At 66.1% G+C, this 20,194-nt stretch carries 16 protein-coding genes; 8 read left to right on the forward strand and 8 right to left on the reverse strand.

Annotation, left to right across the window (positions count from 1 at the left end; genetic code table 11):
- Position 1: 1 nt before the first annotated feature.
- Entirely contained in the window at positions 2-1,348 is a 1,347-nt protein-coding gene (locus PGN27_RS11440) for a guanine deaminase (RefSeq protein ID WP_335326224.1), read from the reverse strand.
- Between the two features lie 86 nt (positions 1,349-1,434).
- On the opposite strand from PGN27_RS11440, the gene PGN27_RS11445 reads away from it, so the two are divergent.
- Both PGN27_RS11445 and PGN27_RS11450 read left to right on the forward strand, forming a co-directional pair.
- Complete coding sequence (locus tag PGN27_RS11445; RefSeq protein WP_335326225.1) at positions 1,435-2,259, forward strand: FAD binding domain-containing protein; 825 nt, start codon at positions 1,435-1,437, stop codon at positions 2,257-2,259.
- Complete coding sequence (locus PGN27_RS11450; protein WP_335326226.1) at positions 2,256-4,970, forward strand: molybdopterin-dependent oxidoreductase; 2,715 nt, start codon at positions 2,256-2,258, stop codon at positions 4,968-4,970. The genes PGN27_RS11445 and PGN27_RS11450 overlap by 4 nt, the downstream gene beginning before the upstream one ends.
- Here PGN27_RS11450 and fadA6 read toward each other — a convergent pair.
- Positions 4,967-6,151 (reverse strand): steroid 3-ketoacyl-CoA thiolase FadA6, encoded by a 1,185-nt coding sequence (gene fadA6, locus PGN27_RS11455; protein WP_335326227.1) that lies wholly within the window; start codon positions 6,149-6,151, stop codon positions 4,967-4,969. The two genes, PGN27_RS11450 and fadA6, sit on opposite strands and share 4 nt — an antisense overlap.
- Complete coding sequence (locus PGN27_RS11460; protein WP_335326228.1) at positions 6,151-6,744, reverse strand: TetR/AcrR family transcriptional regulator; 594 nt, start codon at positions 6,742-6,744, stop codon at positions 6,151-6,153. Before PGN27_RS11460 ends, fadA6 begins: the two co-directional genes overlap by 1 nt.
- A gap of 447 nt (positions 6,745-7,191) precedes the next feature.
- Here PGN27_RS11460 and PGN27_RS11465 point away from each other — a divergent pair, with 447 nt between their 5' ends.
- A complete protein-coding gene (locus tag PGN27_RS11465; RefSeq protein WP_335326229.1) occupies positions 7,192-9,045 on the forward strand; it encodes a hypothetical protein in 1,854 nt (617 codons plus the stop codon).
- Between the two features lie 83 nt (positions 9,046-9,128).
- Here PGN27_RS11465 and ipdF read toward each other — a convergent pair whose 3' ends face one another.
- Both ipdF and ipdE1 read right to left on the reverse strand, forming a co-directional pair.
- Positions 9,129-9,917, reverse strand: coding sequence for a (5R,7aS)-5-hydroxy-7a-methyl-1-oxo-2,3,5,6,7,7a-hexahydro-1H-indene-carboxyl-CoA reductase (ipdF, locus tag PGN27_RS11470; protein WP_335326230.1), 789 nt, complete (start codon positions 9,915-9,917; stop codon positions 9,129-9,131).
- Positions 9,918-9,980: 63 nt separating this feature from the next.
- Positions 9,981-11,144 carry an acyl-CoA dehydrogenase IpdE1 gene (gene ipdE1 / locus PGN27_RS11475; RefSeq protein ID WP_335326231.1) on the reverse strand — a complete coding sequence of 388 codons (1,164 nt, stop codon included), beginning with the start codon at positions 11,142-11,144 and terminating at the stop codon, positions 9,981-9,983.
- A gap of 47 nt (positions 11,145-11,191) precedes the next feature.
- On the opposite strand from ipdE1, the gene fadD3 reads away from it, so the two are divergent.
- Genes fadD3 through ipdE2 form a run of 4 tightly spaced genes read left to right on the forward strand, consistent with a single transcriptional unit; the run spans position 11,192 to position 15,801 of the window.
- Complete coding sequence (fadD3, locus tag PGN27_RS11480) at positions 11,192-12,766, forward strand: 3-((3aS,4S,7aS)-7a-methyl-1,5-dioxo-octahydro-1H-inden-4-yl)propanoate--CoA ligase FadD3 (protein WP_335326232.1); 1,575 nt, start codon at positions 11,192-11,194, stop codon at positions 12,764-12,766.
- Between the two features lies 1 nt (position 12,767).
- On the forward strand, positions 12,768-13,916 hold the full coding sequence (locus tag PGN27_RS11485; protein ID WP_335326233.1) for an acyl-CoA dehydrogenase family protein: 1,149 nt from the start codon (positions 12,768-12,770) through the stop codon (positions 13,914-13,916).
- Complete coding sequence (locus PGN27_RS11490; protein ID WP_335326234.1) at positions 13,913-14,869, forward strand: acyl-CoA dehydrogenase family protein; 957 nt, start codon at positions 13,913-13,915, stop codon at positions 14,867-14,869. Before PGN27_RS11485 ends, PGN27_RS11490 begins: the two co-directional genes overlap by 4 nt.
- Positions 14,866-15,801: an acyl-CoA dehydrogenase IpdE2 gene (ipdE2, locus tag PGN27_RS11495; protein WP_335326235.1), complete on the forward strand. Its 936-nt coding sequence runs from the start codon at positions 14,866-14,868 to the stop codon at positions 15,799-15,801. Before PGN27_RS11490 ends, ipdE2 begins: the two co-directional genes overlap by 4 nt.
- 10 nt (positions 15,802-15,811) lie before the next feature.
- On the opposite strand, the gene PGN27_RS11500 is transcribed toward ipdE2, so the two are convergent.
- Positions 15,812-16,363: an isochorismatase family protein gene (locus tag PGN27_RS11500; protein ID WP_335326236.1), complete on the reverse strand. Its 552-nt coding sequence runs from the start codon at positions 16,361-16,363 to the stop codon at positions 15,812-15,814.
- 26 nt (positions 16,364-16,389) lie between these two features.
- On the opposite strand from PGN27_RS11500, the gene PGN27_RS11505 reads away from it, so the two are divergent.
- Positions 16,390-17,562, forward strand: coding sequence for a pyridoxal phosphate-dependent aminotransferase (locus PGN27_RS11505; RefSeq protein ID WP_335326237.1), 1,173 nt, complete (start codon positions 16,390-16,392; stop codon positions 17,560-17,562).
- Here the strand turns inward: PGN27_RS11505 and PGN27_RS11510 are convergent, their stop codons facing one another.
- The gene (locus tag PGN27_RS11510; protein WP_335326238.1) at positions 17,563-19,167 is read right to left on the reverse strand and encodes an HNH endonuclease signature motif containing protein; all 1,605 of its coding nucleotides are present in this window, start codon (positions 19,165-19,167) and stop codon (positions 17,563-17,565) included.
- A gap of 162 nt (positions 19,168-19,329) precedes the next feature.
- Complete coding sequence (locus PGN27_RS11515) at positions 19,330-20,154, reverse strand: alpha/beta fold hydrolase (RefSeq protein WP_335326239.1); 825 nt, start codon at positions 20,152-20,154, stop codon at positions 19,330-19,332.
- Positions 20,155-20,194 lie beyond the last annotated feature (40 nt).

Consider the following 20,194-nt stretch of genomic DNA (forward strand, 5'->3'; position numbering starts at 1 on the left):
ATCAGTCGGCTGTCAGCAGGCGACCCCGCACATACACCTGATCGACGGCCTCCTCACGCATGCTCATCAGCAGCGTGAACAGCAGCCGATCGGTCTCCTCGGAGTCGATGCGCGCCAATATTTCCGGCAGCATCACCTGCCGACCAGGGTCGATGACCACGAAGTCGGCTTCCTTGCCCGCGTCGAGGTTGCCGACCCGGTCCTCGATGTCCAGTGCCCGCGCTCCCGCGACCGTCGCCGTGTACAGCAGTTCGGCTGGCGGGATCGACAACCCCTGCCCGGCGGGCTCGCTGATGTGGACCTTGAAACAGTCGTTGAGGACTCGCGGGATCAACCATTCGTCGCCCGCGGCGATATCGGTGCCGAGGGCGATGTTGACGCCGGCGTCGGCGGTCTGCCGCCACGGCATGGTGCCCGACCCGAGGAACAATTGTGAGGTCGGGCAGTGTGCCACCGAGCTCCCGGTCTCGGCCAGTCGGGCACGTTCACGTTCCGTGCAGTGCACGGCATGCGCGAAGACACTTCGTCTGCCCAACAACGACCGACCGACACCCGTGAGCCGCCCATCGTAGGTGTCCAGGTAATCGTCCACACCGAAACCGGAACGCACAGCATCGATCTCGGCCGTGTTCTCGGAGAGGTGGGTATGGAAGTAGACGCCGCCGTCCCGAACCGAGTCATAGAGTTCACCCAGTCCGTGCAGGGTGGTGGCGGTGACCGACAGTGCAAAACGCGGTATCACCGCGACACCGACCAATCCGGCCCCGGCGCCGTGCCAGCGGCGGATCTCGCTGTCGGTCAGCGCGATCGCGGTATCCTCGCTGGTGATCAGCGGCGCCGCGGCCTCGGGTCCGACCGTCTGGATGCCCCGCCCCGACACCGTACGCAAGCCGGTGCGGCAGGACTCCTCGAACAGGGCGTCCTGGGCCTCGGGGAACGCCGAACCGAAGACCAGCGCGGTGGTGGTGCCGACGGCGATCCGGCGCCGACAGAAATCTCTGGCTACAGCGCGCGCGTACTCGGTGTCGGCCAGCCGCGCCTCGGCCGGAAAGATGCAGCGTTGCAACCAATCCAGCAGCTGTCCGCCACCGTAGGAGTCGGTGCAGTGGGTCTGCGGGAAGTGCAGGTGGGTGTCGACGAAACCCGGCAGCAAGAAGCCCGGACGGCAGTCCACCACCGTGGCCTCGACATAAGTGGCCGGCAACCTGTCATATCGGCCGCTGAAGCCGATGGTGCCGTCATCATCCACCGCGAGCGCACCGTCGGGAATGCTCAGCAGGTGGGCACGTGCCTGCCCCAGCTGCGGTGCCCCGCTGATGTGCATCAGATGTCCGCGGTACACACGCATACTTTCGATTGTCACAGTGTCTGCACGACTGCGCAGTTCGACGCTTTCACGCTGCGTGCCCATCACGTTGCCCTTAGGGTCGTCAGATGGACCTCAACAACGTCGAGGCGGTGCGCACGCCCGGCTGCCGCGACGAGGTCTGGCCGCTGAGCTCGACCGATGCCATCCTGGCAGGCGGCACCTGGCTGTTCTCCGAACCGCAACCCGCCGTGGCCCGGCTTATCGACATCACCGGACTGGGCTGGCCACCGGTCACGCTGAGTGAGGAGGGTGTGGAACTCGCCGCGACGTGTACGGTGGCCGAACTCGGCACGCTCTCGACGTTGCTACCGTCCACCCACCCGCATTGGAGCGCGGCCCCGTTGTTCGCGCAGTGCTGCACCGCGCTGTTGGCATCGTCCAAGATCTGGCGTACCGCCACCGTCGGCGGCAATATCTGCCTGTCCTTTCCCGCCGGGGCGATGATCTCGCTGGTCTCCGCCCTCGAGGGCACCGTCACCGTGTGGCGCGCCGATGGGCCCGACCACGTCCTGCCGATCACCGATTTCGTCACCGGCGACTCCCGCAACGTCCTACAGCCCGGCGATCTCCTGCGCTCGGTCCACCTACCCGCCCATGCGCTCACCGCGCGAACCGCCTATCGCAAGCTTGCGCCTTCGCCGCTGGGCCGGTCCAGCGCCGTGGTCATCGGACGCCGTCACGCCGACGGGAAGTTCGTGGTCTCGGTCACCGCAGCCACCGTGCGTCCGATGGTGTTCCGCTTCGACGCCCTGCCCTCCGCCACCGCTCTGCGCGACACGCTGGGGGCAATCGCCGAGCAGGACATCACCCGCGATGTGCACGGTGATCCGGACTGGCGGCGGGCGGTGACGCTGACCCTGGCCGAACAGATTCGTACCGAGCTGACATGAACGTCACGGTCAACGGTAACGACTGCACCGATGCCCCGCGCCCGGGCCAGTGTCTGCGTACCTACCTGCGCGAGCATGGCCACTTCGAGGTCAAGAAGGGCTGCGACGCCGGCGACTGTGGTGCCTGCTCGGTGCTGGTGGACGGTGAACCCGTGCACTCCTGCGTGTTTCCCGCCTTTCGGGCGGACGGGCACCGCGTCACCACCGTCGCGGGGCTGGGCACGCCGGAGAACCTGCATCCGGTACAACGCCGCTTCCTGGAAGCCGCGGGATTCCAATGTGGCTTCTGCACCGCGGGCATGGTCACCACCGTGGCGGCACTGCCCGCCGCCGAGTCCATCGATCATGTCGACGACCTGCCTCAGCAGCTCAAGGGAAACCTCTGCCGGTGCACCGGCTATCGGGCCATCGCGGATGCGATAGCCGGCGTCACGAATATCGAAAAGGCCGGCGGCCATGATGTGGGTCGCTCGATCGGCGCGCCTGCCGGTGCTGCGGTGGTCACCGGCACCGAGCAGTACACGATGGACGAGAAGCCGGAAGGCCTCCTGCACCTGGCGGTGCTGCACAGCCCGGTACCGCACGCTCGTATCCGATCGATCGATACCGAGGTGGCCCAGTCGATTCCGGGGGTGCGACTGGTCCTGACCCACCGTGACAGCCCGCCGGTGCGATTCTCTACGGCTCGCCACGAATCACGTGATGACGACCCGGACGACACCATGATCCTCGATGACACCGTACGATTCGTCGGGCAACGGGTCGCCGCCGTGGTCGCCGATGATCCCGGCACCGCCGAACAGGCCTGCCGGGCGATCATCGTCGACTACGAGATCCTGCCCGCGGTCTTCGATCCGGACGTCGCGCGAACACCCGGCGCGCCGGCACTGCATGCCGATAAGGGCCCCGAATCCCGCATCTGCGATCCGGCGCGCAATCTGGTTGCCGAACTACACGGCGAGGTGGGTTCGGTGCAGGCCGGCATCGCGGCGGCCGAATCGGCCGGGGGTGCCGTCATACGCGGGCGCTGGCATACCCAGCGGGTGCAGCATGTGCATCTGGAGACCCACGGTTGCACCGGATGGCGGGATCCCGACGGACGCTTGGTGATCCGGACCAGCTCGCAGGTCCCCTTCCTGGTGCGCGACGAACTGTGCCACATCTTCGGCCTGGAGCCGGACGGGGTGCGGGTGTTCACGCGACGCGTGGGCGGCGGATTCGGCGGTAAGCAGGAGATGCTGACCGAGGATCTGGTGGCCCTGGCGGTACTGCGGCTCGGCATGCCGGTGCGCTACGAGTTCAGCCGCACCGACCAATTCACCGTCGCACCATGCCGGCATCCGTTCCGGGTGGACGTGACCGTCGCCGCCGATGCCGACGGCACTCTCACCGCATTGGCGGTGGATGCATTGGTCGACGCGGGCGCCTACGGTAACCACAGTCCCGGCGTGATGTTCCATGGGTGCGGAGAATCCGTTGCGATATACCGCAGTCCGAACAAACGGGTGGATGCCCAGGCCGTCTACACGAACAATCTGCCGTCGGGTGCGTTTCGTGGCTACGGGCTCGGGCAGGTGATGTTCGCAGTCGAATCCGCAATCGACGAGTTGGCGCATCGACTCGGTATCGACCCGTTCGAATTCCGGCGGCGCAATGTCGTCGTTCCCGGGGACCGCTTCGTGGACTCGCACGTCCTCGACGACGACCTGACCTTCGGGAGCTACGGCCTCGACCAATGCCTGGACCTCGCCCAGGAGGCGCTGAGAGCGGGCAACGGTGCGGTCGCGCCCGCGGGATGGGCGGTCGGCGAGGGTATGGCCGTCGCGATGATCGCGACGATCCCGCCGCGCGGACATTATTGCGAGGCGACCGTCACAGTCGGCGCCGATGGCGTGTACACCCTCGATGTGGGGACCACCGAGTTCGGCAATGGCACCACCACGGTGCACACCCAGCTCGCGGCGACCGAACTGGGCACGGTGCCGGAAAGAATCGTGTTACGCCAATCCGACACCGCGACAACCGGTTACGACACCGGAGCTTTCGGCTCGGCGGGAACCGTGGTCGCCGGCCGCGCGACACTGCTGGCGTGTCGACAGTTGAGTACCCAGTTGACCGCAGCGGCGGCCGCGCTGATCGGAGTCGACCGCGGTTCCTGCACGTTGGGGCCCAACGGTGTTCAGTGCGGTGATCGCCTGGTGGACTTCTCGGCGCTGCCCACACCGATGAGCAGTACGGCAGCCCATGACGGCACACCGCGATCGGTGGCGTTCAACGTGCAGGCCTTCCGGGTCGCGGTCGACACCGACACCGGCGAGATCCGGATCCTGCAGTCGGTCCATGCGGCCGATGCCGGAGTGGTGATGAATCCCCAGCAGTGCCGCGGTCAAGTGGAAGGCGGTGTGGCACAGGCGATCGGCTCGGCGCTGTTCGAAGAGATCCAGGTCGACCCCGACGGTGTGGTGACGACCGCGACGCTGCGCAACTACCACATCCCCCAGTTCGCGGATGTCCCGTTCACCGAGGTGTACTTCGCCGACACCTATGACGAACTCGGGCCGCTCGGCGCCAAGTCGATGAGCGAATCGCCGTACAACCCGGTCGCTCCCGCACTGGCCAATGCGGTAGCCGATGCATGCGGTGCGCGCATGCATCGGCTTCCGATGACGCCGGCCCGGGTATGGCGGGAGCTGCGCTCCAGGCGGGCCTAGAGCCGTTCGATGATGGTGACGTTGGCGGTGCCACCGCCCTCACACATCGTCTGCAGACCGTAACGCCCGCCGGTGCGCTCCAGGGTGTTGAGCATCGTGGCGAACAACTTGGCACCGGTGGCGCCGAGCGGGTGGCCGAGGGCGATGGCACCGCCACTGGGATTGACCCTGGCCGGGTCCACCCCGGTCTCCTTGATCCATGCCTGGACCACGGGCGCGAACGCCTCGTTGATCTCGACGGTGTCGATATCGTCGATGGACAGCCCGGTCTTCTCCAACGCGTAGTGGGTGGCCGGGATCGGCCCGGTGAGCATGTACACCGGATCGGCACCGCGGGCGCTGATGTTGTGGATACGGGCCCGCGGGGTGAGTCCGTGTTGCTTCACCGCGTCCGCGGAGGCCAGCAGCACCGCGCTGGCACCGTCGGAGATCTGACTGGCCATGGCCGCGGTCAGCCTTCCGCCGTCGACGAGGGTCTTGAGCCCGGCCATCTTCTCCAAGGTCGTGTCGCGGGGGCCCTCGTCGGTGACGAACGTGGTCCCGTCGATCTGGACCGGGATGATCTCGTTCTCGAAATAGCCTGCACGGATGGCTTCCTGGGCCCGTTGGTGGCTGGCCAGGGCGTAACGCTCCATGTCCTCGCGGGACAGGTTCCACTTCTCGGCGATCAATTCGGACCCGCGGAACTGCGAGATCTCCTGATCTCCGTAGCGGTGCAGCCAGCCCTTGGACTCGTTGGTGGGTGAGGTGAATCCGAATTCTTTGCCGACGATCATGGCCGAGCTGATCGGGATCTGGCTCATGTTCTGCATACCGCCGGCCACGATGAGATCGGCCGTACCGGACATGATCGCCTGCGCACCGAAGGAGATGGCCTGCTGGCTGGAGCCGCACTGGCGGTCGACGGTCACGCCAGGGACTTCCTCGGGGAAACCGGCGGCCAACCACGACAGCCTGGCGATATTGCCGGCCTGCCCGCCCACCGCGTCCACGCATCCGGCGATCACATCGTCGACGGCACCGGGGTCGACGTCATTGCGATCGAAGAGTCCGCGCCAGGCGGTGGCGCCCAGGTCGACCGGATGCACGCCGGCCAGCGACCCATTGCGCTTACCGACCGCGGTGCGTACGGCGTCGATGACAAATGCTTCGGAGGCCCCTGCTTTCGAGGACAAGGCCATTACGAGACTCCTTCTGTGGTGATGCCGCCAAGAACGATGGCGAGGTACTGGCGGCCGACTTCCTCGGCCGTGAGCGGTCCTCCGGGTTGATACCAACGCACCGACACCCAGGTGGTGTCGCGGATGAAGCGGTAGATCAGGTCGACGTCGAGATCGGGGCGGAACGACCCGTCGGCGACCCCGTCGTGCAACAGGTCGACCCACATCTTTCGCTGCTCGCGGTTGCGCTCGTCGACGAACCCGAACTGACCCAGCGCCGAGAGCCGTTTTGCCTCGTCCTGATAGATCACCACCTGCGCGTGCCGGTGTTCGATCGCCTCGAAGGACGCCATGAACAGTCCCTTGAGGCGGTCCAGCGGCGTCGACTCGGTCGAAAGGACCTGCTGATACCGCTCGAAGAGCCAGTCGAGGAAGTCTCGCAGGACCTCCTCCACCATCTGTTCCTTGGATTTGAAATGGTGATAGAGGCTGCCCGACAGGATGCCCGCCGAATCGGCGATATCGCGCACGGTGGTGGCTTTCAGGCCGCGCTCGGCGAACATCGTTGCGGCGAGCTGTAGCAGCTCATCGCGACGGCTTGCCGGCTGTGTCATTCACATAGCGTACCAACCAAGCACTTGCTAGGTCGAGATGGCACGTGTCATACACCGCAGACCTGATCCACAGGCCGCAGAGTGTGATCTTGGTCACACACAAACATGCCCAGCGCATCCTTGACGGTCCGCAATCGGTGCACAGTTGTTCACCACATCTGCTCGATCGGTGAGATTCCGGCAATCTGCACGTAACACGCTTTCCTGTGCGACATCTGCGCGAATGCTGACAGCGATCCCTTGTAGCAATCCCCTCGTTATCGCGTCGGCGCGCAGACCGCGGTCCAGTCCCCCGTCGAATTACTGCGGTACCGCCGGTTCAGCTAACTCGTGTGCGATCTAGCCACAACTGACGTTCTCGCAAAATACGACTGCGGCAGGTCCGTGCTCCATAAGCTCGCCCTGATCTATCCGATACAACTGACCAGTTTCAAGGGGTAACCGCTCATGGAGATTTCAGCCCGTCCCTACTTCACGGCGGGAGTCGCGCTGACCGCGGCCAGCGCCATCGCGCTCACCCCGCTGATGGTCCCGACCGAGGGCCGTACCATTGCGATTCCCAAGGTCAGCACCGCCGAGGTGCAGTTGGCCGCCGTCATCAACCCCGCGGACGTCGACCGTTTGATCGCGGCCCTGCGCACCGGCCTCGCCGATATCACCAACGGCATCGGATCGGTCGAGACCTTCACCACCGACACGCTTGCCGGCGCCCTCGCCGAGGCCCAGCGCCTCAACACCGGCTTCTGGGATCCCATCGTCGCTGCCGCCGGAACCGGTGTCCTGGGCACCCTTGTGACCGCGGTCAGCAACTACTCCCAGGCCAGCCTGGCGATGACGGCGGAGAGCATCAACGGGATCGCCGGTGCGACCGTCACACTGCCCGGCGATATCACCAACATCATCGGCAGCACGCTGATCGGCTCGCTGAACACCGCGCTCTACGCCATCACCGATGTGATCAACAACCCGTTCAAGTTGTCCAGCTATACGGGTCTGCTGGCCGGCGTGGTGAACATCATCGGCGACAGCCTGGTGGGACAGGACCCCAACCATGACACCGGCCTGCTTTCCGGCCCTGCCGGCACCAACAGCATTCTTTCGACCGCGCTGAATGCCACCCTCGGGGGTGTCATCGGCGTCGTCGGTCTGGGCTTCAGCGGGATCACCGGCCAGGTCAATCTCGCCGTGGACTCGCTGAACTCCGCGCTGAACACACTCGCCCAGCAGAGCGGCAGTCAGCTACTCACCGGCGTGGTCGGTGTCATCCAGGGTCTCGCCATCAACCCGATCAAGATCATCAACAACGCCGGCGTCCTCAACGGGCTGGTCGAGATCGGATTCCCGCTGCTCGGTGCGTTGTCACCGATCACGGACGCCACGGCGAAAGCCGTGATCGGTGTGCAGACCGGCCTCAACGTCGCACTGGACGCCATCGGGACAAACCCCCTCGATCTGGCCAGCTACACCACCGCACTGGGTGGACTGTTCAATGGCGGATTCGACGTCACGGGTGCGGGTATCACGATCGGTACGTCGCTGCTCACCACTCCCGGCAGCCTGCTGGCAGGGGTCACCCGGACCACCGCGGGCCTCGTCACCGAGCTGACCACAAATCTCGCCGCCACCGCCGCCGCCGTGCTCACCCAGATCGGGCTGGGGCAGGCCGCCGAACTGGTGGTCAATCTGGGCAATGCGGTGAACACGGCGGTCAACTCGGTCCGCGATATCGTCGCCGACAACGTGATCGGTGGCATCAACGGCGTCATCACCAACATCAGCACCGGGCTCAACGGTGTCAATGAGAACGCCAGGACCATCATCGACAACCTGCTCAACTACCACCCGGTAGCCCCTGCCGGCGCGACTGCCGACACCCTCGGCGCCGGTCCAGACGGCGGCGATGTCTCCGCGTCATTGGTCTCCAGTGATGCGACGAACGAGGCCGAGACTCCGGAAGCAGCCGCATCCGACGAGACGGCAGCGGTGACGGAGGAAACGACCGAAGAACTGACCTCGGTCACCGAAACCTCCACCACGGAAACCGATTCCGAGGACTCGGAGAGCGCCGAGTCCGCGCGGGCGGCGTTCATCTCCTCCGCATCCGAGGGTGCCGATTCCGACACCACCACCGACGGAACCGAGGACAACGCCAAGACCGATGCTCGGACGAACGAGTCGCGTTCCGCCGCGACCACCGTCACCGAGTCCGTGTCCACCGATAGCGCCACGGCCAACGAGTCGAACGATCGTGCCGAAGGGCCCGACCGGAGCGCGCCCGCCGGAGGCGACAGCACCGACTGACCGCATCCGATATCGAACATCACGCCGCAGCGCCCTGTCCGGGCCGCTGCGGCGTGATGCTTTTGCGAGCGGTTGCTATTCGGTCAAGCGCGCTGACTGGAGACCGAGATGACCTCTCCGGTCAGATAACTGGAGTAGTCGCTGGCCAGGAAGGCGATGGTGGCTGCGACCTCCCATGGCTCGGCCGCACGACCGAAAGCCTCGTCGCCGGCCAGACGGTCCAGCAACTCTGCCGATGAGGTCTTCTCCAGGAACTTGTGCCGCGCGATACTCGGGGACACCGCGTTGATCCGGACCCCGTACTCGACGGCTTCAATGGCGCTGCAGCGAGTCAGCGCCATGACACCGGCCTTGGCCGCGGCGTAGTGCGACTGCGAGTGCTGAGCACGCCAGCCGAGCACGCTGGCGTTGTTGACGATGACGCCGCCATGCGGAGCGTCCCGGAAGTAGCGCAGCGCCGCCCGGGTGGCACGCATGACCGAGGTCAGCGTCACGTTGACGACGCGATCCCACTCATCGTCGGTCATGTCGACAACGGGCGTCTGGCCCCCGAGTCCGGCGTTGTTGACCAGGACGTCCAGTCGTCCCGCCTTGTGCACCGATTCGGCGATCAGGTTGTCGACGGCCTCGGTGGAGGTGACATCGCACACCACCGCATCGACCTTGCCCAGTCCGAGCGCCGCGAGCTCCTCGCAGGTCTCACCGAGCCGACGCTCATGGAAGTCGGAGACCACGACGTCGGCGCCCTCCAACAGCGCCCGCCGTGCGGTGGTCGACCCGATCCCGGTGCCGGCCGCCGCGGTGACCAGAACGACCTTTCCCTTCAGAAGTCCGTGTCCGGCAATCTCTTCGGGTACTTCTGACAGGCTCATCAGTATTGTCTCCTCTTCGCGCAAGCGCTCATCAGTACTGTCTCCTCTTCGCGCAAGCGCTCATCAGCCTTTGGCCTCTCGTGGTAAGCCGAGCACCCGCTCGGCGATGATGTTGCGCTGGATCTCGTTGGATCCGCCATAGATGGTGTCGGAGCGGGAGAACAGGTACAGCCGCTGCCACTCGTCGAATTCGCCATTGTCGAGGGTCAGACCAGCGGTCCCCTGCACGTCCATCGCGATCTCGCCGAGCTCGCGATGCCAGTTGGCCCACAACAGCTTCGACACGTTGTCTTTTCCTGGGGCGGCCTGGCCGCCTCCTTCCACGTCCATGGTCGCCAGTGAGTACGACCGCATGGCCTTCAGTCCGGTCCAGGATCGGGTCAACCGTTCGCGGATCAGTGGGTCATCGACGGCGCCGGTGCGCTTGGCCAGTTCGACCAGGTTGGAATGCTCACGGGCATAACGGATCTGCTGACCCAGTGTCGACACACCACGCTCGAAGGTCAGCAGGCCCATCGCGACCCGCCAGCCGTCACCGGGTTCGCCGACGACGAGGGCGGCCTCGGTGCGGGCGTCGTCGAAGAACACCTCGTTGAATTCGGAGTCACCGGTCAGCTGGATGATCGGACGAATCTGGACGCCCGGCTGGTCCAGCGGCACCAGTAGGAAGGACAGTCCGGCATGCCGCTTGGACCCCTTCTCGGATCGCGCGACCACGAAGCACCACTGCGCCCAGTGCGCCAGCGAGGTCCAGACCTTCTGACCGTTGAGCACCCACTCATCACCATCGAGCACGGCAGTGGTCGACACATTGGCCAGATCGCTACCGGCGTTGGGCTCGGAGTAGCCCTGACTCCACAGCTCGGTGACATCTCGGATACCCGGCAGAAAACGCTGCTGCTGTTCGGGTGTGCCGTAGGCGATCAGCGTCGGGCCGAGCAGTTCCTCACCGAGGTGATTCACCTTGTCCGGTGCGTCGGCCTTGGCGTACTCCTCATAGAAGGCCACCCGATGCGCGACCGTCAGACCACGGCCACCGTGCTCCTCCGGCCAGCCCAGGCAGGTCAACCCCGCCGCGGCCAGATGCTGGTTCCATGCCCGGCGTTCCTCGAAGGCCTCATGCTCACGGCCCGGACCCCCGAGGCCCTTGAGCGCTGCATATTCGCCGACGAGGTTGTCGGCGAGCCACTGCCGGACCTCGGCCCGGAACTCCTCGACCTCAATCACCCTTGTAGGCTAACCTACCAAGCACTTGCTTTGTTAGAGGAGCGTCAATGACGAGCGACCCGCAGGCCGGTGGGCAGGAACACGGCGACCGGGGAATCAGAACCGTTCCGGCGGTCCTGGACCGGATTGCCGTGCAGTTTTCCGACCACGACGCGGTGGTGACGGCCGACCGACGCCTCACCTATCGGCAGCTCCGTGACGAGGTTCGGCGGGCGGCCGCGGCAATGATCGATCTCGGAGTGGCGCCGGGCGACCGCGTGGCCATCTGGTCGCCGAACACCTGGCATTGGGTCGTCGCCGCGCTGGCCACCCACTACGCGGGCGGCATCGTCGTCCCACTGAACACCCGTTACACCGCCTCCGAGGCGGCCGACATCCTCGGGCGCACAGCCACTCCGCTGCTGATCGCCGCCGGCGAATTCCTCGGCACCGACCGCACCGGTCAGCTCGACCGCGCAGCGCTACCCGCGCTGCGCGATATCGTGCGGATCCCCATCGACGCGCAGGACGGCACCTGGGACGACTTCATGGCCCGCGGCGACAAGGATGGCGCACTGGCCGCTGTCGACGCCCGGGCCGCCACGGTCTCCCCCGACGACGTATCCGACATCCTGTTCACCTCCGGCACCACCGGCCGCAGCAAGGGCGTGCGGTGCGCGCATCGGCAATCCCTGGACGCCTCGGCCGCCTGGGCGGGGTGCGGACAGGTCACCAGCACCGATCGCTACCTGTGCATCAACCCGTTCTTTCACAACTTCGGTTACAAGGCAGGCATTCTCGCGTGCTTGCAAACCGGGGCCACGCTGTATCCCCTGCTCACCTTCGATCCCGAGCAGGCCATAAAAGCCGTCGCCGAGCATCGGATCACCGTGCTGCCTGGTCCGCCCACGATCTACCAGACCCTGCTGGACCACCCACGCCGCGCGGACCACGACCTGTCCTCACTTCGGTTTGCGGTGACCGGGGCGGCGGTCGTGCCCGTGGTGCTGATCGAACGGATGCAATCCGAGCTCGACATCGATATCGTGCTGACCGCCTACGGCTTGACCGAGGCCGCCGGCTTCGGCACCATGTGCCGCGCCGATGACGATGCCGTCACCGTGGCCACCACCTGCGGGCGCCCCATTGCCGATTTCGAGCTTCGCATCGACGACTCCGGTGAGATCCTGCTGCGCGGTCCCAACGTCATGCTCGGCTACCTCGACGATCCGGAGGCCACCGCGGCCGCCATCGACGACGAGGGTTGGCTGCACACCGGCGATATCGGGAAGCTCGACGACGCAGGCAATCTCACCATCACCGACCGGCTCAAGGACATGTACATCTGCGGTGGGTTCAATGTCTACCCCGCCGAGATCGAACAGGTACTGGCCCGTCTGGAGGGGGTTGCCGAGTCCGCGGTGATCGGCGTCCCCGATGAACGCCTCGGCGAGGTCGGCAGGGCCTTCGTGGTGGCCAAGCCCGGAGCCGGTCTCGACGAGGAGACCGTCATCGCTCACACCCGTACACATCTGGCGAATTTCAAGGTGCCCCGTTCGGTGGTGTTCCTCGACGTGCTGCCACGTAATCCTGGAGGCAAAGTGGTCAAACCGACGCTGCGCGAACTCGACGGGAGGAGCTGAGATGGACCTGACATTCGACGAGGACAGCGAGGCTTTCCGCCACGAGGTCCGCGAATTCCTCGACGCCAACCGGGATCACTTCCCCACCAAGTCCTATGACACCCGTGAGGGATTCGACCAGCATCGGACCTGGGACAAGGTGCTCTTCGACGCCGGGTTGTCCGTGATCGCCTGGCCGCAGAAGTACGGCGGACGGGATGCCAGCCTGCTGCAATGGGTGGTCTTCGAGGAGGAGTACTTCCGCGCCGGCGCCCCCGGCCGGGCCAGCGCCAACGGCACCTCTATGCTGGCGCCGACGCTGTTCGCGCACGGTACAACGGAACAGCTGGATCGTGTGCTGCCCAAAATGGCCAGCGGCGAGGAGATCTGGGCGCAGGCGTGGTCCGAGCCCGAGTCGGGAAGTGACCTGGCATCGCTGCGCTCCACCGCCACGCGCACCGAGGGCGGCTGGCTGCTCAACGGTCAGAAGATATGGAGTTCGCGCGCCGTGTTCGGCGAGCGGGCTTTCGGCCTCTTCCGGTCCGACCCGCAGGCCCAGCGCCACAAGGGCCTGACGTACTTCATGTTCGACCTGCATGCCCAGGGTGTCACGGTGCGGCCTATCGCCCAGCTCGGCGGCGATACCGGCTTCGGTGAGATCTTCCTCGACGATGTGTTCGTTCCCGACGAGGATGTCATCGGCGAGCCCAATGACGGCTGGCGCGCGGCGATGAGCACGTCGAGCAATGAGCGCGGCATGTCCCTGCGCAGCCCGGCGCGATTCCTGGCACCGGCGGAACGACTTGTTCAGCAGTGGAAGAGCAATCCCGATCCGGCGTTCACCGATCGCGTTGCCGATGCCTGGATCAAGGCTCAGGCCTATCGCCTGCACACCTTCGGCACCGTCACCCGGTTGGCCGGTGGTGGCGAACTCGGCGCGGAATCCTCGGTGACGAAGGTCTTCTGGTCGGATCTGGATGTCGCGCTGCACCAGACCGCCCTGGATCTGCAGGGCGCCGATGCCGAGATCGTCGATCACACCACCGAGGGTCTGCTGTTCGCGCTCGGCGGCCCGATCTATGCCGGCACCAACGAGATCCAGCGCAACATCATCGCCGAGCGCCTGCTGGGCCTGCCACGTGAGATTTCTGGGGGGAAGCCCAAGTCATGAACTTCGAGATAGACGATCAGCAGCGCGATTTCGCGTCGAGTATCGATGCCGCACTCGGCGCGGCCGATGTCCCGGCCGCCATCCGGGCCTGGGCCGACGGTGACTGTGCCCCTGCCCGCAAGGTGTGGGCTCAGCTCACCGACCTCGGCGTGACCGCCCTCTCGGTGGCCGAGAAGTTCGACGGCATCGAGGCGCAACCGATCGATCTGGTGGTGGCGCTGGAACGGCTGGGTTACTGGGCCGTCCCGGGTCCGGTCACCGAATCGATTGCCGTGGCGCCCGTCCTGCTTGCCGATGATGAGCGGTCCGCAGCCCTGGCTGCCGGGGAATTGATCGCCACCGTGGCACTGCCGCCGCAGGTGCCCTACGCCGTCAACGCGGACTTCGCGGGGCTGACGCTGTCGGCCGCTGATGGTCGGGTGGCCGAGGCGACACCGGGCGCCGCGCACGATTCGGTCGATCCCACGCGGCGGCTCTTCGAGGTCGTCGCGTCCGGAGACGAGCAGTCCGCCGATACCGCACGCGCCTACGAGTTCGGGGTGCTGGCCACGGCCGCCCAGCTCGTCGGTGCCGGACAGGCCATGTTGGACCTGTCGGTGGCCTACGCCAAGCAGCGCACCCAGTTCGGCCGGGTGATCGGCTCCTACCAGGCGATCAAGCACAAGCTTGCCGATGTGCACATCGCGGTCGAGATGGCGCGCCCGCTGGTGCACGGGGCGGCGCTGTCACTTGCCGAGGGGTCACCGGACACCGCCCGCGATGTGAGCGCGGCCAAGGTGGCCGCCGCCGATGCCGCGCTGTTGGCGGCGCGTTCGTCGCTGCAGACCCACGGCGCCATCGGGTTCACCCAGGAACACGACCTGTCGCTGTTGCTCCTCCGAGCGCAGGCGCTGCGCTCTGCCTGGGGTGACCCGACCCTGCATCGTCGCCGCCTGTTGGAGGTCCTTTCGTGAGCGAAGAACGCGAACTGCTGCGGTCCACCGTTGCGGCACTGGTCGACAAACACGCCACTCCCGAGGCAGTCCGTACCGCGATGGAGTCCGACCGTGGATACGACGAGTCGCTGTGGAAACTGTTGTGCGAGCAGGTCGGTGCTGCGGCACTGATCGTCCCCGAGGACCTCGGCGGGGCCGGTGGCGAGCTCGCCGACGCCGCCGTCGTCCTGGAGGAGCTCGGCAAGGCGCTGGTACCCACGCCACTGCTGGGCACCACGCTGGCCGAGCTGGCGTTGCTGCATGTCGGGGATCACGAGCCGTTGGAGGGACTGGCCGAGGGCGCCTTGATCGGCACCGTGGTTTTCGATCCCGAGTATGTCGTCAACGGTGATATCGCCGATATCGTGATCGCCACCGACGGCTCCAAGCTGGCCCGGTGGACGGATGTCACCGCGCGGCCGCACGCGACGATGGATCTGACCCGGCGGTTGTCATCGGTGACCGCCTGCGAAACGGCCTCGCTGGGCGCCGATCCCGGGCTTTCCGATACCGCTGCTCTGTTGCTGGCCGCCGAACAGATCGGTGCCGCAGCCCGGGCGCTGGACCTCACGGTCGCCTACACCAAGGACCGGGTGCAGTTCGGCAGGCCGATCGGCAGTTTTCAGGCACTCAAGCACCGGATGGCCGATCTCTACGTCACGGTGCAATCGGCGCGGGCGGTCATCTACGACGCCATCGCCGACCCGTCACCTGCGTCGGCCTCGCTGGCACGGGTTTTCGCCAGCGAAGCGCTGACCGACGTCGCCGCCGAGGCCGTGCAGCTACACGGCGGTATCGCCATCACCTGGGAGCACGATATCCAGCTGTACTTCAAACGGGCGCATGCCAGTGCTCAGCTGCTCGGGTCGCCGCGCGAGCACCTGCGTCGGCTGGAAGCCGAGGTTTTCTAGGCGTTGTCGTCTAGGCCAGCGCGACGTCATCGGCATCGGCGACGACGGCCGTACGTCCCGGCGCACTCTGGTGCGACCAGTACAGGTTGGTGTGCGCGACAACCATTTCCGGCGGCGGGGCGCCCCATTGCGTGAGATCGACGGTGGTGTGCGCGTCCCCGACGAGCGTGACGTCATAACCGCGGACAAAGGCCCCATGGATGGTTGATCGGACGCACTGGTCGCTGCACGCACCGGCGACCACCAACCTGCCGACGCGCAGCCGATGCAGCACATCCTCGAGGTCCGTCGCCTCGAACGAGTCACCATGTTCCTTCTCGATGATCGGTTCGGTGTCCGCGGGCACCAATTCGTCGACGATGCGCCAGCCGGCGCTGCCATGCACCAGTTCGGCGTCGGAATGCTGCACCCAGACCACCGCAACGTTCTGTGCACGCGCCCGGTCGACCAGCCTGCCGATGGCGGCGACGACCTCGTCACGGCGTACCGCGTCGGCAACCACCTGGTCCTGCACGTCTACGACGAGAAGTGCGCTGTGCGGACGGTCGTTCAGCGTGGTCATGGTGCCCGCAGACTAGCCTGGATTCGATGTCTACTGAAGCTCTGCGCGCCGGGATCCCGCCGTTCTACGTGATGGACGTGTGGCTGGCCGCGGCCGAACGTCAGCGCACCCATGGCGACCTGGTGAACCTGTCTGCGGGCCAGCCCAGTGCGCAGGCCCCGGCGCCGATCCGCGCCGCCGCCGCCGAGGCGCTGACCGGGCACAACCTGGGATACACCGTCGCGCTGGGTATCCCGGAACTACGGTCAGCCATCGCGGCATCGTATGGCGCCAAGCACGGGATCGACGTGGACATGGACGCCGTGGTCATCACCACCGGGTCGACCGGTGGGTTCTTGTTGGCCTTCCTATCGTGCTTCGACGTCGGCGATCGCGTCGCGGTGACCAGTCCCGGATACCCCTGTTACCGCAACATCCTGTCGGCGCTGGGGTGCGAGGTCGTCGAGGTGCCGTGCGGGCCCGAGACCCGATTCCAGCCGACGGTGGCGATGCTCGATGCGCTCGATCCGCCGGTGAAGGGGTTGATCATCGCCAGCCCGGCGAACCCGACCGGCACGATCATCCCGGCCGCCGATCTTGCCGCCATCGTGTCGTGGTGCGACGAACGGGGCGTGCAGTTGGTCAGCGATGAGATCTACCACGGTCTTGAGTATCAGGATGCACCAGCGACCAGTTGCGCCTGGGAGACCTCACGCAATCCCATTGTCGTCAACAGCTTCTCGAAGTACTTCGCGATGACGGGTTGGCGGCTGGGTTGGTTATTGGTACCCACGCCGCTGCGTCGCGCGGTCGACCGGCTGACCGGGAACTTCTCCATCTGCCCGCCGACGCTGCCACAGCTCGCCGCGGTCGCGGCCTTCGATCCGGCGTCGCTGGCCGAGGCGGAAGCACTGGTTCGGGATTACACCGCCAACCGCGAGGTACTGCTGACGGGATTGGCTCAGATCGGTCTTGATCGACTGGCCCCGGCCGACGGTGCGTTCTACGTGTACGCAGATATCTCCGAGTACTCCACCGATTCCCTCGATTTTTGCGCCCGCCTGCTGGCCGACACCGGGGTGGCCATCGCACCGGGTGTGGACTTTGACACCGTGCATGGTGGATCGTTCGTTCGGCTGTCCTTCGCCGGAGCAGCATCGGATATCACCACCGCGCTCGAGCGGATGGGACCATGGTTGGCGGGCCAGAGCGGCCGGTAGTCAGAACGGCGGGTCGCCGTCGAGGGCGATGGCGGTGGCGTTGCGGGTGCGTTCGGCGTTGATGCGGTATTCGCGGTCGTGTTGTCGGGTGCGTTGGCGCCGTGGGATGTCGGGGTCGCGCCCGCCGGGATTGCCGTGGTCGCCGATCAGGGTGATGTGTCGCGCCCTGGGTATCGGGGTGTCGATGGTGTTGTGCGGGAGCAGGATCGGTGCGAGCGGCATCGTCGTGTAGGTGTGCCCGTTCGGGGCGGTCCATTCGGTGGTGCCGTCGGGGTGTGCTTTGGGGGTCCAGCCGGTTTTCAGGGTTTTGAGTAGGTGGTGTTCGCGGCAGAGTGGGCGCAGGTTGCCCGGGTGGGTGGCTCCGGCCGGCCACGGGGTGAGGTGGTCGAGGTCGCAGCGCTGGGCGGGCTTTCCGCAGCCGGGGAAGCAGCACATCATCGATGTCATGCGGACGAAAGCCGCGAGCGCGGTCGAGGGTCGGTAGCGGGGTTCGGAACCCAGCTCGGTGGCGCTGCTCAGAGGCCGGACTTTCGCACCGGTAGCGATGAGTTCGGCCAGTAGGTGGGCGGGGATGATCGCCCCATCCAGGGTGATCCCGGCGCCCAGGCTCGACTGAGTGCTGGCGGCCGGGGCAGCGGGTGCGGTGGGCTTCGGTTCGGCGCTGCCATCGTGCGCGGCGGGCTCCTCAGCCGGCGGCTCGGCCACCGGCTGTGTTTCGTCCTTATCGGTCCTCGGGTCCTGCGTACCGCTGCCATCTGGCGCGGGCCCCGAGGCGGGCTTGGCGCCGTGCCCGGTGTCGGGTTCTTTTCCGGTGAGCACGTAAATGGTCACCGCACCCGCGCGCGGGTCTTTCCCCGACCCCGCGCAGTCGCGGTCACCGCAGAGGCAGGTTAGCCGGTCGGCTCCGGCTAGGACGGCGGCGAGGGCGTCGGCGCGGCGTTGGGCCACGGTGCGCGGATCACCATCACAGACACCGTGGGCAAGGTCGTTGAGGCGGGCATCGCTGATCGCGGCGTCGGTGGCGCGCATCCGTCCCCAGAACGAGACGACCCCATCAGGGTCATCGCTGTCGCCGAAGTCGATATAGCGGTCTTTGGCCGCGGTCTTGGATCGGATGACCGCGATCGGGTCGAATTTGTGGACCCAGAAGTCGACCGCGGCGATCAGTGCGTTCTCCGACAGCGCGCCGTATTGGTGGGCGCTGCCGGAGATCCCGGCATCGATCAACGCCAATGCGTCGTCGTCGGTGACGAGTTGGGTGCGCCAGGTGATCGCCGCGATCACCTTCGCCGAGATCATTCCCTTCGCGAACGCCTCGGCGGTGCGGGGCAACCGATCACGCAGGGCCATCGCGATGCGCATCTGCGCACTGGCAGCGCGCGGACCGAGAGTGCACGCCGCGCTGATCTCGGCCTTCGCCAGCGCCCATCCGTCGATCAACTTCAACGCCGACGACTCGTCCTCGTCCTCACAGTGCCGGGCCGTCACCTCAGCCACCAACGCCAGCCGCCGGGCCGCGGCGGTAGCTTCGGCACGTGTGGCATCGGTGACCGCGGCAATGAGCACCTCATCACTCAGCTCCGACAACCCCGACCGTTCGAACATATGAGCGATTCTACCCGCACCCACTGACGTGACAAGGCCGATCGATGCGCCTGTGGATAACTGCATCGCCCCCGTTCAGGAAGCCAAATCAGCGAACAGAACAGCCAAAATCATCGGTTGCCGGCGCGAGTCGTTGCCTCACCAATAATGCGCGTCAGCGACTCAGGACTGAAGGAACGACAGCAGATCCGCGTTGACGACATCCGCGTGGGTCGTCGGCATTCCGTGCGGGAAGTCCTCGTAAGTGATCAGGGTGCCGTTCTGCAACAACTCGGCAGACTTCGGGCCGGACGCAACATAGGGCACGATCTGGTCATCGCGGCTGTGCATCACCAGGGTGGGCACCGTGATCTTCTTGAGGTCCTCGGTGAAGTCGGTCTGGGAGAAGGCGACGATCCCGTCGTAGTGGGAAAGCGCGTCACCCATCATGCCCTGCCGCCACCAATTGTCGATGATCGCCGGATCCGACTGCACCCCAGCACGATTGAATCCATAGAAGGGACCCGATGGCAGCGCTCGATAGAACACCGAGCGGTTGGCCGCAAGCTGCGCCTGTAGGTCGTCGAACACACTCTTGGGCAGCCCCTCGGGGTTGGCGTCGGTCTGCACCATGAGCGGCGGCACCGCGCTGATCAGCGCGGCCTTGGACACCCTGCTCTGTCCGTGGCGAGCCAGATAGCGCACCACCTCACCACCACCGGTCGAATGCCCGACGTGGACCGCGTCACGGAGGTCGAGATGTTCGGTGAGCGCGGCAAGGTCATCGGCGTAGTGGTCGAGGTCGTGCCCGTCCGGCGTCTGCGTCGAGCGCCCATGCCCACGCCGATCGTGGGCGATCACGCGGTAGCCGTGGGACAGGAAGAACAGCATCTGGTTGTCCCAGTCGTCGGAGGACAACGGCCAGCCGTGACTGAAGACGATCGGTTGCCCGGTGCCCCAGTCCTTGTAGAAGATCTGCGTTCCGTCATCTGTGCTGAGAATGCTCATGAGAGATCAGCCTGCACCTTCGCTCGCCGGAAGTCGTTAC

Origin of the sequence: Mycolicibacterium neoaurum (assembly GCF_036946495.1) — a bacterium.
Lineage (GTDB): Bacteria > Actinomycetota > Actinomycetes > Mycobacteriales > Mycobacteriaceae > Mycobacterium > Mycobacterium neoaurum_B.